The following is a 12962-nucleotide window of genomic DNA, read 5'->3' on the forward strand; positions in this document are numbered from 1 at the left end:
CTTGTGGGAGAGGGTGGATCGCCGCGTAGCGGCGAGACGGGTGAGGGGTCTGCCTCCGCGGATTCACCTCGCCATTTGCGTGCGCGGAAAGATACCCCTCATCCGGCGCGTCGCGCCACCTTCTCCCGCAAGGGGAGAAGGAAGGGGCACCGAGACTAGGGCGCGCTCTTACGAAAAATCGCTCCAGCTCAGATGCCGGGAATCGAGGTCGCCGACTGAAACGGTGCCGCGGATCTCGTGAGGAACGTGGAAGCTGCTACGCAGATACACCAGCGGCGCGGCCTCGTCGGAATGCGAGACGCCGCGCACCTCGCCGACGAAGATCGAATGCGTCTTGGTCTCGAACTCCTGCGCCAGCACGCAGTCGAATGCGGCGACCGCATCCGTCAGCACCGGCGCGCCGGTTGTGCCGCGCGTCCACTGCCCGAAGGCAAATCGGTCGTCGCCGTTGACGCCCTTCTGGCCGCTGAAGGTGAGCGCGAGCAGGGCATGGTCCTCGTGCAAGAAGTTGATCGCGAAGGCGCCTTCCTCGCGGATTCGCGCATGTGCGCTGGCGTTGCGGTTGACGCAGACGATCAGGGACGGCGGATTGTCCGATAGCGAGCAGGCTGATGTCACCGTCAGCCCGGTGCGCTTGCCGTGCTCGGCGCCAACCGTGACCAGCGCAACCGCGCCGGCGCATTGGCGCATTGCAAGTTTGAAATCCTTTGCGTCGACGCTCACGCCGAAATCTCCGAAACGGGGGCGGGTGCGACACGATTGCGCCGCACCCGCCGCGCGTCAAGCGGCCTTCTTCGCGGAGCCGAGATGCTTCAGGCGCGGCATCACCTCTTTGCTGAGCAGCGAGAGCGAATGGCGCCAGGCCTCCGGCTTGTGCTTGTAGTCGAAGCCGAACACCAGCAGCACGCCGAAGCCGCCGACCTCGTCGTAGATCTTCTCGATCTTTTCGGCGACGGTTGCGGGCGAGCCGACGATCCAGTTCCGCTTGGCGCAATATTCGACGGTGACGTCGCTATCGGGCACGTCGGGCGCGTGCTTCAAATAGTCCTTGAAGCCGAAATGGCCGAGCAGGGGCAGGAAGTACTCTCCCATCATCCGGCCCATCATGTCGCCGGTCGAGAGCTTCCAGGCCTCCTCGTCGGTGTCGGCGACGAACACCTCACGTACGAGGCGCCAATCCGCGCGGTTCGGCTTGCGGCCGGTCTTGGCGGCGCCGATCTCGACCGAATCCCAATGGCTGCCGACATAGGCCGGATTGAGGTTGAGGCTCATCGGGATGAAGCCGCGCTCGCCGGCGAGCTTCAGCGTGTCCGAGTTCTTCGAGAGCCCGGCAACGCCGATCGGCGGATGCGGGGCCTGGAGCGGCTTGATGTGGGGCTTGAGGAAGTCGAACATCGTGTCCGGCTTGGTCACCGTCCAGAACTTGCCCTTGTAGGTGAAGGGCGCGGGATCGGACCAAAGCTTCAGGATGATCTCCAGCGCCTCGCGGGTCATGTCGCGGTTCTGCCCGCTCATGCCGTCGACGTTGAACATCGCCCAGTCGCTCGGCAGGCCGCTAGCGGCGACACCGAAATTGAGCCGGCCCTCGGAGAGATGATCGAGCATCGCGACGCGGTTGGCGAGCTCCGCCGGGTGGTGATAGGGCAGCAGGAAGCCGCCCGGCCCGATGCGAATATTCTTGGTCTGCATCAGCGCCTGCGCGATCAGGAGGTCCGGCGTGGGATTGGGTTCCCAGGGTGCGGTGTGGTGCTCGCCGACCCAGGCCTCCTGATAGCCGAGCTCGTCGAGCCAGCGCATGACTTGCAGGTCCCAGTCGTTTCCTTCCTTCAGGCCGCACTCCGGCGGATGCGAAGGCATCGTGAAATAGCCGATCTCCATGGGTTTCCTCATCTGATGTTGACGCGTCTTGTTGCGCGTTCCCGGACTTGAACAGGACAGCTTTAGCAAGCGGTGTGCCACCGCATCGCAAGCCGTGTGCCAGCGCGGCGAGCGCCTCAGATCCGCGAAAAATCGCTGGTTTGAGGCGGCAATAGCCGATATCCCGGGGCGGATTTGCGGGCGTCCGTCTCATTGTCGCGAGACGGCGTCTTGCCGGTGAGACCAAGGATACCCGTTGAGATGACCGAACCCGCCTATGTCGCGGTGGACTGGGGCACCAGTAGCTTCCGCCTCTGGCTGATCGACCGTGCCGGCCAGCTGCTGGCTGAACGTCGCAGCGATGAGGGCATGCTGGCCGCGGCCAAGGCCGGCTTTGCCGGTGTGCTGCAGTCGCATCTCAAGGCTGTCGAGGCCCCGGCCCAGCTGCCGGTGCTTGTCTGCGGTATGGCCGGCGCCAAGACCGGCTGGGTCGAGGCCGGCTATGTTGACACGCCTGCGCCGCTCTCTGCCGTGCTGAAGCAGGCCGCGCTTGTGCCCGGCGAGACGCGCGATATTCGCATCCTGCCCGGGATCGCGCAGCGCGATACCAGGGCGCCGGACGTGATGCGCGGCGAGGAGACGCAGCTGCTCGGCGCACTCGGCCTCGAGGCCGCAGGCGAAGCGCTGGTCTGCATGCCCGGCACGCATTCGAAATGGGTGCGCGTGAAGGACGGCACGGTCGCGCATTTCTCCACCTTCATGACCGGCGAGCTCTTCAGCGTGGTCTCGCGCGAGACGATCTTGTCGCTCGCGGTCGCCGGTGCCGATGATGCCGAGGATGTTGCGAGCTTCAAGGCGGCCGTGAAAGCCGCGTATGAAGCGCCGGCCTTTGCGGCCAACCTTCTGTTCACTGCGCGGTCGCGGCAGCTCCTGTTCGGCGGCACGCCGGCCGCCGCGCGCGAGACGCTGTCGGGCACGTTGATCGGCGTCGAGCTGGCGGCAGGGCTCTCCGGCACGGTGCCGAAAGCGGGCATCACGCTGATTGCCTCCGGGCGGCTCGCGATGCTGTACCGGCTCGCCTTCGATGCGCTGTCGGTCACCGTGCAGCCGATCGATGCCGATGAAGCCGTTCGCCGCGGCCTGTCGATGGCTGCTGCCGCGATCTGGACGAAATGAGAGGAATCTTGAGATGAGCGTTCCCTTTCCGCCGATGAAGCGGCCGCTGGTCGCGATCCTGCGTGGCGTGAAGCCCGAGGAGACCGAGGCGATCGTCGGCGTGCTGATCGAGGCCGGCATGACCGCGATCGAGATTCCCCTGAATTCGCCGGAGCCGTTCCGCTCGATCGCGACTGCCGCGAAGCTCGCGCCGGCCAGCGTCCTGATCGGCGCCGGCACGGTGCTGACCGCCGCAGATGTCGATCGTCTCAATGACGTCGGCGGCAAGTTGATGGTTTCGCCGAATGTGGATACGCAGGTGCTCACGCGTGCACACCAGTACGCCATGGTGACGTTGCCGGGCGTGTTCTCGCCGACCGAGGCGCTGCTCGCGGCGCGCTCCGGAGCATCGGGCCTGAAATTCTTTCCGGCCAGCGTGCTCGGTGCGTCCGGTATTGCCGCGATCCGCGCCGTGCTGCCGGCGGGCGTGATGATCGCCGCCGTCGGCGGCGTCTCCGACCAGAATTTTGCCGAGTACATGAAGGGCGGCGTGACCGCGTTCGGGCTCGGCTCCAGCCTCTACAAGCCCGGCATGACGGCCGCCGATGTCGCCGCTCGCGCAAAGGTGACAATCGCGGCCTATGATCGGGCGATTGTGAAAGACTGACCCAGAAATAAACAAGCCGTGATCCCGTCATAGCCGCGCTTTATCCTATCTTGCTGCACCAGCGAGATCAGGAGACCGACATGGCGATCAACAACGTAGCCGATCTGTTCGTGGCAACGCTCGAGCAGGCCGGCGTCAAGCGCATCTACGGCATCGTCGGCGACAGTCTGAACGGTCTCACCGAGGCGCTGCGCCGCCGCGGCACCATCGAATGGATTCATGTCCGCCACGAGGAGGTGGCGGCCTTCGCGGCTGCCGGCGAAGCCGAGATGACCGGAAGCCTTGCGGTGTGCGCAGGCTCCTGCGGCCCGGGCAATCTGCATCTGATCAACGGGCTGTTCGACGCGCATCGCAGCCGTGTTCCCGTGCTCGCGATCGCCGCGCAGATCCCCTCGGCGGAGATCGGCGGCGGCTATTTCCAGGAAACCCATCCGCAAAACCTGTTTCGGGAATGCAGCCATTATTGCGAGCTGGTCTCGGACCCGAGCCAGCTTCCTTTCGTGCTGGAGAACGCGATCCGCGCGGCCGTGGGCCTGCGCGGCGTTGCCGTGATCGCCATGCCCGGCGATGTCGCGTTCCGCAGCCCGCCCAAGCGCGCGCTATCGATGACGCGCGGGCTCGCGCTGTCGGCGCCGAAGGTCGTGCCGCAGGCCGACGAGCTGAAGGCGCTCGCGGACCTCCTGAACAGCGCCGAGCGCATCACCCTGTTCTGCGGCCGCGGCTGTGCGGGTGCGCACGCGCCGCTGATGCAGCTGGCAGAAGCGCTGAAGAGCCCGATCGTGCATGCGCTCGGCGGCAAGGAGCATGTCGAGTACGATAACCCCTACGACGTCGGCATGACCGGCTTCATCGGTTTCTCCTCAGGCTATGCCGCCATGCACGCCTGCGACGCGCTGGTGATGCTCGGCACCGATTTCCCTTACAAGCAGTTCTTCCCCACCGATGCGCAGGTCGCGCAGATCGACATCCGCCCGGAAAATCTGGGACGGCGCTGCAAGATCGATCTCGGCCTCGTCGGCGACGTCAAGCTGACCATCGAGGCGTTGCTGCCGCTGCTCAAGACCAAGACGCAGCGGAGGCATCTCGACGACGCCATCGCGCATTACAAGAAAGCGCGCGAAGGGCTCGACTCGCTTGCGAAGGGGACACCGGGCAGCAAGCCGATCCATCCGCAATATCTGGCAAAAGTCATCAGCGACCATGCCTCTGATGACGCCGTCTTCACCGCCGATGTCGGTACGCCCACGGTGTGGGCCGCGCGCTATCTCGACATGAACGGCCGCCGCCGGCTGATCGGCTCGTTCGTGCATGGCTCGATGGCCAACGCGATGCCGCAGGCGATCGGCGCGCAGGCCTCGCAGCCCGGCCGCCAGATCATCTCGCTCTCCGGCGACGGCGGCTTCACCATGCTGATGGGTGACCTGATCACGCTGACCCAGATGAAGCTGCCGGTGAAAATCGTCGTCTTCAACAACGGCGTGCTCGGCTTCGTTGCGCTGGAGATGAAGGCGGCCGGGTTCGTCGACACCAATGTCGATCTTGAGAATCCCGATTTCGCGGCGATGGCGCGCGCGATGGGCATTTTCGCCAAACGCGTCGAGGACCCCGGTGAGCTTCCGGGCGCCGTGAAGGAGATGCTCGCCCATGACGGACCCGCGCTGCTCGACGTCGTCACGGCGAAGCAGGAGCTGTCGATGCCGCCGACCATCACGCCCGAGCAGATCAAGGGTTTCAGCCTCTGGGTGCTGCGCGCGGTGATGAACGGGCGTGGCGATGAGGTGCTCGATCTCGCGAAGACCAACCTGTTGCCGCGCTAGCCGCGCTTCACCGAAGGCGCGGGCAGCCGCTCGTGGCGGTGCTGGAAGCGCTGCCAGTGCAGCACGATGCCGATCAGCAGGGCCGGCACGAAGCCGAGTGCGATCAGGAAATACGGCAGCTGCGTCGGCGAGATGAATGCAATGGCGATATCGGAGATCAGCCAGAGCGCTGCGAACATCACCGCGAAATCGGTGCGCGGGCAGCGCAAATAGTAGAACACGGCGGTGATGACGATGGCGGGCCCGATCGCGATGCCGATCATCACCGCGGTCAGCTCCTTCGGCGTCAGCGCGTCGAGCACCATCGACGCCAGCAGCCAGAGCGCGGCGAACATGGCGATGATGTCGAGCGGATGCCGCAATCCAATACCTCTCGCAGGAACCGCGCTATCGTTGTGGCCGGAACTCCGGTCGTCAAGGGAAAATACGCCTATTCCTCGTCACTTCCGGGCGTTGGCCGCAGCATGAAATGGCCGAAAGCGGTAGCGATCGGCTTGTTCGCATCGTCCTGCCAGGCCCGCGCCTCGAAGGCGACGATACGCCGGCCCTGTTTCACGATCGAGACATTGGCGACGGTATCGAGGGCACGTCCGGAACGCAGATAGTTGACGGTGAGTCCGATCGGCTTGGGCAGCGCCGCGATGCCGAGCTCGCGCCTCACGCCGAGGATCGCGGAGGTCTCGAGGAAGGCACCGGTCATGCCGCCATGGATCGCGGGCAGGATCGGATTGCCGATGATCTGCGGCGAGAACGGCATCGTCAGCGTGCCGTCGTCATTGACGCGAATGCCGAGGCAGCGCGCGAACGGGCTGTTGGCGAACGGGCCGTCCGGATCGTCGGGCGCCTCCAGCGTCGGGATGCTGCGCGAATCCATCCTGCGGTCCGCGAGCATGTTGGTGCGGTTGGCGCCGATCATGAAGCAGGCGGTCGCGGTTGCGACCGGATCGTCCTCGGAGTCCTGATAGGCGGTGGAGCGCACGAAGGCGATCGAGCGCGTGGTGCGGTAGCAGACCGAATGCGCCTTGATGTCGAGGCCCGGCGTTGCCGGCTTCTGATAATCGATGCGCAGATCCAGGGTTGCGATCGCGCGCGTGCCGTCGAGCGCAAGTTGCACCGCCATGCCGCAGCTCTCGTCCAGCATCGCGGTGACGACGCCGCCATGCAGCACGCCGGTCTCGGTGTCGCCGACGAAGACCGGACGATAGGGCAGGCTGGACCAGGCCTCGGCGGGGGCGAAGCGGTCGAGCTGGAGCCCGCTGATATGGCCGTAGTCGGAGCGGCGGCCCTTGATCGCCTCGGCGAGTTCTTCGAACGGCAGCGTGGTGGGTGAAGTGGACATGACGACGTTCTAGACCAGTGTCGCTCGCCGCGCAAAACCCCGAAAGGGGCTCATCAGGCAGGTCCGCAGGCAGGTCTGTCTGGGCCGGTTTGGCCTCGACATGGTGTGCCGAAGCAACGATGGTGGGCGCTTCGTCCGTCGACTAGCCCCAAGGAGTGCCCATGGCCGACCCCGAAACACCCGCCACCAATCAGGGGCCCGTGACCATTTCGAGCTCCAGCTCGGAACGGGCACCGATCATCTATTTCGACGGCGCATCCTGCTTCGGACACCACAACGGCGCGATCCAGATCGAGCTCGCCGCGAACCTGCTGATGCCGGTCGGGGCCGCCGTCAGGGTCGACGTGGTCCAGACCGCGCACTTGCGTTGCAGCGTGGCCGCAGCGCTGGCGCTGCGCGAGGCGCTCGACAAGGCGCTGGCAATGTACAGGCAGGGGCAGCAACAGCCGGCGGAGGTGATCCCGACGGTGAAGAATTGAGATCGCGGGCGATCGCTTGTGAATGCGATCGCAATCTCTCAGCCCACATGCACCTTCGGCTTCTTGCCGCCGTTCCACTTGCCGTCGAGAGCGCGCTCGATCTGGGCGGCGAGTTGCAGGAGCAGGCCGTCATTGGCCTGCTTGGCGATGGCCTGGATGCCGAGCGGCAGGCCGTGGTCTTGCTCTGCCATCGGCATCGAGATCGCCGGCATGCCGCAGAGATTGGCCAGCGGCGTAAAGGCGAAGAAGCGCCAGAGATTGCCGAACCAGTCGAGGACGTCAGGGTTGTCGGAGATGGTGAGATATTCCCTGGTGCCGACCTTCGGCGTCGGCAACGCGGTGATCGGCGTCAGGATCACGTCCCACTGCTCGAAGAACGCGCCGAAGCCACGTGTCGTGGTGTTGAACACGCCTTGCATCTTCGCCCGCTCGGCGAAGCTCGTGTGCCGACCGGCTTCCCAGATCCTGATGTTCATGGGCTCGATCAGATCTTCCGGCGGCTTTTCCAGCCCGCGTGCGGCGAGCATGTTGGAGATCACCACGGCAAAATTGCTGATGTAGCAGGTGGTCTGCGCCGCGAACGCGGCGCGGAAGTCGAGTTCGGGCAGCGCGTATTCGACGTGATGGCCGAGGCCTTCGAGGAAGCGGCCGGTTTTCTCCAGCTCGGCGGCGATCTCCGGCGTTGCGGTGTAGTCGCCCCAGGTGTGCGACAGCGCGATGCGAAGCTTTGACGGGTCGCGCTTGATCATCTCGGAATAGGGCTGCGCCGTCGTCCAGAATGGCATGAACTCGCCGGGCGCAGGTCCACGGGCATGATCGACGAAGGCAGCGGTGTCGCGCACCGAGCGCGATTGACAGCCCTGGATCGAGACGAGGCCGGTGAGATCGGACATGTGCGGCGCGAGCGAGAACACGCCGCGCGATACTTTCAAACCGATATTGCCGTTGACGCCGGCGGGAATGCGGATCGAGCCGCCGCCGTCGGTCGCATGCGCGATCGGGACGACGCCGGCCGCGACCATCGCCGCGCTGCCCGCGGACGAGCCGCAGGTGGTGTAGTCGGTATTCCAGGGATTGCGCGTCACGTAGACGGCGGGATTGTCGGCCGAGCTGCACACGCCGAATTCCGGCGTCGTCGTGCGTCCGATCAGGTTGAGGCCTGCCTGACGGAATTTACCGGTGAGAAACGTATCGGCCGCGGCGCGATTGCCGCGCATCAGCAGCGAGCCCATCTCCTGCAGCCGGCCCTTCATGGTCGGTCCGAGGTCCTTCATCAGGAAGGGCAGGCCGGCGAACGGGCCGGCAAGATTGGCGCCGTCCTTGGCCGGATCGGCGATCACGTCCTCGAACAGCTCGACCACGCCCGACAGTGCCGGATTGACCTTGGCGACGCCCGCAGCCGCCTGGCGCGCCAGCTCCTTCGCCGTCAGCTCGCCCTTGCGGACGCGCGCCGCCAGTCCGACGCCATCGTGCTGCGCCCATTCGTTCCAGCTCATCGGCAAAGTCATGAAGTCCAAATCCCCGTGGGTAGCGGCGTCACCTTTTTCGCAAGGGCCCGCGTGAATCAACTGAGCCGGCGCGAAGGGCAGGGTTGCGCCGGGCGGAGAGGTCGCAGCGTCATTAAGACAGCCGTGCGATCACCGCAACCGGGCCGCCGCCCGCCGGCCCCTGATGCTCGGCACCGCCGGAGACATAGACCGCGCCGGTGCCGGCGAGGCCGGCGATCAGGCCGCCGACGGCTGCGCGGGCATGGCGCGTCGAGCTGATGTCGGTATCCTCCAGCATGGTGTGGCGGAAGCCGCGCACTCTGCCATCAGGCGAGGCCTCGGCCTTGGCGAAGATATTGACGAGCTCGCGGCCCTCGGTGGCTAGCGGCGCGACGCCAAGGCCAACGCTTTTCAGCGCCGAAACCACCGCCGGGACATCGATCGCATCGTTCATCACGGCGTGGCCGATCTCGAACTCGCTCGCTGAAGACGCCGAGTTGCCGAGCACGATGATGACGTTGTGCATCAGCTCGATCCCTGACGAGGTGGACGCAACCGACGAGAACAGATCGTAGCGCCGCAGCACGTCGTCGTCGCTGATATCGGAAGCGATCTCGCCGAGCGCGACCGCGACCCCAAGCGCGGAGGCGCCGCGCGAATAGGCCATCGAGCTGTAGGCGCTGGTCGTGGCCGTCGTGTTGCCGCGCGCGTTTGCCGCTTCGACGCGGTCGCTGGTAAGCAGCGGGCATTTGATCTGCACGAAATGGACGTCGGCGGGATCGGTGATGCTGGCATCCGCCATCGCGGCAGTCACCGCCTTGGCCGTTTCCACGATCTGTGCGGAGCGGCCGATCTCTTCGGGGAGGAAGTCCCGCGTGTGCGCCATGCCGATGCTCAAGCGCTTGCCGGACATGCCTGCCGGGCGCTCAGCCTCGCGCCGCGTGAACACCGTGATATGCGGGCTGAGGACGCCTTCGGTGCCACCCGACATCACGAAGGCGATGCGCTGCTCGACCGCCTCTGGCGAAAGGCCGAGTTCTGGCGCCAGCGCGGTGCACAACGCAGCAACGGCATATTCCCGCGTAAAATCGTTGACGCCGCCATTGCCTTCGGTCTTGCCGAGGATGGCCAAAATCGTTGTCGGGTCGATCGCGCCGGAGCCGATCATGGCCATGAGGCCGGAGACGTCGCCGGGGCCGGTGGTGGCGACCCTGAAGACGCCGACCGATGCTGTCCGCATTGCAGTCCTCGTGTGGAGTTCGGTGGTCCGGCGGATGAACCAGCCGTGGAACGGACGCGCATGTCAAGGCACAAGCAGGGCGCAGGCACCCACGAATGTGGCGAGATCGCATCCGGTTCAACAAAAAAATCCTCTGTCGACGGTTGCGCGCCGCACCTTGATGAATCAACCTCGGTTGGTCCATAAGCGGCGTCCCGCTGCCGGTGGTTCGCCCCCGCGTCGCGTGCTTGATAGAGGGATTCTCGCGTGGCAAATATCAACCAGAAAATTGCGCAGGAGCTTGGGGTACGGGCGGAGCAGGTCGAGGCGACGGTGACGTTGCTCGACGGCGGCGCCACGGTTCCCTTCATCGCCCGCTACCGCAAGGAAGCGACCGGTGCGCTCGACGACGCGCAATTGCGCACCCTGGAGGAGCGCCTGGGCTATTTGCGCGAGCTCGAAGACCGCCGCAAGGCGATCCTCGAATCGGTCCGCGAGCAGGGCAAGCTCGATGCCGCGCTCGAAGCCTCCATTCTCGCCGCCGACAGCAAGGCGCGCCTCGAAGACATCTACCTGCCGTTCAAGCCGAAGCGCCGCACCAAGGCCGAGATCGCCAAGGAAGCCGGGCTCGAGCCGCTCGCCAATCAGCTGATGGCGGAGCCGGGCAACGATCCGAAGGTCGTGGCCGAAACCTTCATCAACGCCGAGAAGGGCGTGGCCGATGCCGCTGCCGCGCTCGATGGCGCCCGCGCCATCCTGGTCGAGCGCTTCGACGAGGACGCCGACCTGATCGGTGCTTTGCGCGAGGAGGTGTGGACCAACGCGCGCATGGCCTCCAAGGTGCGCGACGGCAAGAAGACCGAGGGCGAGAAGTTCGCCGATTATTTCGAGTTCTCCGAGCCGCTGACGAAGCTCCCGTCGCACCGCATCCTCGCGATGTTCCGCGGCGAGAAGGAAGAGGTCCTCGATCTCCAGATCCAGGCCGAAGCCGAAGCGTCGCCGCCGGGCGTGCCGAGCGCTTATGAATTGAAGATCATGAAGCGGTTCGGCATCGCCGACCTCAAGCGCGCCGGCGACCGCTGGCTGATCGACACCGTGCGCTGGGCCTGGCGCACCAAGATCCAGGTGCATCTCAACATCGACCTGCGCATGCGGCTGTGGAACGCCGCCGAGACCGAGGCCGTGCGCGTGTTCGCCTCCAATTTGCGCGACCTGCTGCTCGCGGCACCCGCCGGCACCCGCGTCACCATGGGGCTCGATCCCGGCTACCGCACCGGCGTCAAGGTCGCCGTCACCGACGCGACCGGCAAGGTGGTCGATACCGCCGTGATCTATCCGCACGAGCCGCAGCGGCAGTGGAACGAGGCGCTTGCGATCATCGGCAAGCTTGCGCTGAAGCATCGCGTCGAGCTGATCGCGATCGGCAACGGCACCGCCTCGCGCGAGACCGACAAGCTCGCAGGCGATCTCGTCAAGGGCCTGGCCGAGCTGAAGATGACCAAGATCGTGGTGTCGGAAGCCGGCGCGTCGGTCTATTCGGCCTCGGCCTTCGCCTCGGAGGAGTTGCCGGGTCTCGACGTCACCCTGCGCGGCGCGGTCTCGATCGCGCGGCGGCTCCAGGATCCGCTCGCCGAGCTCGTCAAGATCGAGCCCAAGGCAATCGGCGTCGGCCAGTATCAGCACGACCTCGGCCAGGCCAAGCTCGCCAAATCGCTCGATGCCGTGGTCGAAGACTGCGTGAACGCGGTCGGCGTCGACGTCAACACCGCCTCGGCGCCGCTGCTGGCCCGCGTGTCGGGCGTCGGCTCCGGCCTTGCCTCGAGCATCGTGGCACACCGCGACGCCAACGGCCCGTTCAAGTCGCGCAAGGCGCTCAAGGACGTGCCGCGGCTCGGGCCGAAGGCGTTCGAGCAGTGTGCCGGCTTCCTGCGCATCCTCGGCGGCGAAGATCCGCTCGACGCCTCCGGCGTGCATCCGGAAGCCTATCCCGTTGTGCGCCGGATTCTCAGCGCCACCAAGAGCGACATCAAGGCGCTGATCGGCAGCAGCGAGATCGTCCGCACATTGAAGCCGAAGGATTTCGTCGACGAGACCTTTGGTCTGCCGACCGTCACCGACATCCTGCGCGAGCTCGAGAAGCCCGGCCGCGACCCGCGTCCGGCGTTCAAGGCCGCGGTGTTCAAGGAGGGCGTCGAGGAGATCAAGCATCTCCAGAAAGGCATGATCCTCGAGGGGACCGTGACCAACGTTGCCGCCTTCGGCGCCTTCGTCGATATCGGCGTGCATCAGGACGGCCTGGTTCACATCTCGGCGATGTCCAGGAACTACATCAAGGATCCGCGCGAGGTGGTGAAGCCCGGCGACATCGTCAAGGTGAAAGTGCTGGACTTCGAAGTCGCCCGCAAGCGCATCTCGCTGACATTGCGCCTCGACGACGAGGTCGGCGCCAAGAAGGATGCGCCCGGCATGCAGCGGGACAACAGCTCGCGAAACCCCGCGCGCATGACGTCGTCGGCCCCGCGCAACCAGGAATCCTCCGGCGGCGGTGCCCTCGCGGAGGCCATGCGCCGGGCGGCCGAGAAGAACGGCGGCAAGCGGGCGTGATACTTTAACCTCTCCCCGCTCTTGCGGGGAGAGGTCGGATCGCGCTAGCGATCCGGGTGAGGCAAGGCATGCGGCTGACCAGATCAAAGGTCTCTCCGGCTCGTAACTTGACGGTGCACGGGACAAGCGTTGCGATCACTTTTTAGATCGCCTCGGCGGGACGCAGCCTCTCACCCCACCCTCTCCCCGTCAGAACGGGGTGAGGGAGCGAAAGAGCGTTCGTCCCTAACACCTGCGTCAGAATCTGGCGCGTTTGTAAGTTGAAGGTGCCTGTCCCTTCCTCTCATCTGATCCTCCTCGCGCGGCAGAAAGATCGCCGCGCAGCACGGAGGATGCTT

General features: G+C 65.7%; 11 protein-coding genes. 5 read left to right on the forward strand and 6 right to left on the reverse strand.

The genetic code is table 11. The features are described 5' to 3' along the window. Window positions 1–168: 168 nt before the first annotated feature. Complete coding sequence (locus AC0L3X_RS13515) at window positions 169–723, reverse strand: flavin reductase family protein (RefSeq protein WP_187387815.1); 555 nt, start codon at window positions 721–723, stop codon at window positions 169–171. Window positions 724–780: 57 nt separating this feature from the next. Beyond that, window positions 781–1878: an LLM class flavin-dependent oxidoreductase gene (locus AC0L3X_RS13520; protein ID WP_063985464.1), complete on the reverse strand. Its 1098-nt coding sequence runs from the start codon at window positions 1876–1878 to the stop codon at window positions 781–783. A gap of 240 nt (window positions 1879–2118) precedes the next feature. Here AC0L3X_RS13520 and AC0L3X_RS13525 point away from each other — a divergent pair, with 240 nt between their 5' ends. The 3 genes from AC0L3X_RS13525 (at window position 2119) to poxB (ending at window position 5496) form a co-directional block, all read left to right on the forward strand. Continuing rightward, window positions 2119–3033, forward strand: a complete 915-nt coding sequence (locus AC0L3X_RS13525; protein WP_063985463.1) for a 2-dehydro-3-deoxygalactonokinase — start codon at window positions 2119–2121, stop codon at window positions 3031–3033. 13 nt (window positions 3034–3046) lie between these two features. Next, window positions 3047–3679: a 2-dehydro-3-deoxy-6-phosphogalactonate aldolase gene (locus tag AC0L3X_RS13530; RefSeq protein WP_063985462.1), complete on the forward strand. Its 633-nt coding sequence runs from the start codon at window positions 3047–3049 to the stop codon at window positions 3677–3679. Window positions 3680–3759: 80 nt separating this feature from the next. Next, window positions 3760–5496, forward strand: coding sequence for a ubiquinone-dependent pyruvate dehydrogenase (poxB, locus tag AC0L3X_RS13535; protein WP_063986686.1), 1737 nt, complete (start codon window positions 3760–3762; stop codon window positions 5494–5496). Here poxB and AC0L3X_RS13540 read toward each other — a convergent pair. Both AC0L3X_RS13540 and AC0L3X_RS13545 read right to left on the reverse strand, forming a co-directional pair. After that, on the reverse strand, window positions 5493–5858 hold the full coding sequence (locus AC0L3X_RS13540; protein ID WP_038942774.1) for a hypothetical protein: 366 nt from the start codon (window positions 5856–5858) through the stop codon (window positions 5493–5495). The genes poxB and AC0L3X_RS13540 overlap by 4 nt on opposite strands. 68 nt (window positions 5859–5926) lie before the next feature. Next, on the reverse strand, window positions 5927–6835 hold the full coding sequence (locus AC0L3X_RS13545; RefSeq protein WP_063985461.1) for a PaaI family thioesterase: 909 nt from the start codon (window positions 6833–6835) through the stop codon (window positions 5927–5929). Between the two features lie 161 nt (window positions 6836–6996). On the opposite strand from AC0L3X_RS13545, the gene AC0L3X_RS13550 reads away from it, so the two are divergent. After that, window positions 6997–7314 carry a hypothetical protein gene (locus AC0L3X_RS13550; RefSeq protein ID WP_028151536.1) on the forward strand — a complete coding sequence of 106 codons (318 nt, stop codon included), beginning with the start codon at window positions 6997–6999 and terminating at the stop codon, window positions 7312–7314. Window positions 7315–7352: 38 nt separating this feature from the next. Here AC0L3X_RS13550 and AC0L3X_RS13555 read toward each other — a convergent pair whose 3' ends face one another. Then, window positions 7353–8822, reverse strand: a complete 1470-nt coding sequence (locus tag AC0L3X_RS13555; protein ID WP_473316453.1) for an amidase — start codon at window positions 8820–8822, stop codon at window positions 7353–7355. A gap of 112 nt (window positions 8823–8934) precedes the next feature. Further along, a complete protein-coding gene (gene atzD / locus AC0L3X_RS13560) occupies window positions 8935–10041 on the reverse strand; it encodes a cyanuric acid amidohydrolase (RefSeq protein WP_166081270.1) in 1107 nt (368 codons plus the stop codon). Between the two features lie 246 nt (window positions 10042–10287). On the opposite strand from atzD, the gene AC0L3X_RS13565 reads away from it, so the two are divergent. Further along, window positions 10288–12624 carry a Tex family protein gene (locus AC0L3X_RS13565; protein ID WP_231143621.1) on the forward strand — a complete coding sequence of 779 codons (2337 nt, stop codon included), beginning with the start codon at window positions 10288–10290 and terminating at the stop codon, window positions 12622–12624. The last annotated feature ends 338 nt before the right edge of the window (window positions 12625–12962 follow it).

Source organism: Bradyrhizobium sp. MI1.7, from assembly GCF_055811795.1.

Coding starts and splice junctions, on each gene's coding strand:
- AC0L3X_RS13520 (WP_063985464.1), bottom strand. CDS start 1,878: ATGGAGATCGGCTATTTCACGATGCCTTCGCATCCGCCGGAGTGCGGC.
- AC0L3X_RS13525 (WP_063985463.1), top strand. CDS start 2,119: ATGACCGAACCCGCCTATGTCGCGGTGGACTGGGGCACCAGTAGCTTC.
- AC0L3X_RS13530 (WP_063985462.1), top strand. CDS start 3,047: ATGAGCGTTCCCTTTCCGCCGATGAAGCGGCCGCTGGTCGCGATCCTG.
- poxB (WP_063986686.1), top strand. CDS start 3,760: ATGGCGATCAACAACGTAGCCGATCTGTTCGTGGCAACGCTCGAGCAG.
- AC0L3X_RS13545 (WP_063985461.1), bottom strand. CDS start 6,835: ATGTCCACTTCACCCACCACGCTGCCGTTCGAAGAACTCGCCGAGGCG.
- AC0L3X_RS13550 (WP_028151536.1), top strand. CDS start 6,997: ATGGCCGACCCCGAAACACCCGCCACCAATCAGGGGCCCGTGACCATT.
- AC0L3X_RS13555 (WP_473316453.1), bottom strand. CDS start 8,822: ATGACTTTGCCGATGAGCTGGAACGAATGGGCGCAGCACGATGGCGTC.
- atzD (WP_166081270.1), bottom strand. CDS start 10,041: ATGCGGACAGCATCGGTCGGCGTCTTCAGGGTCGCCACCACCGGCCCC.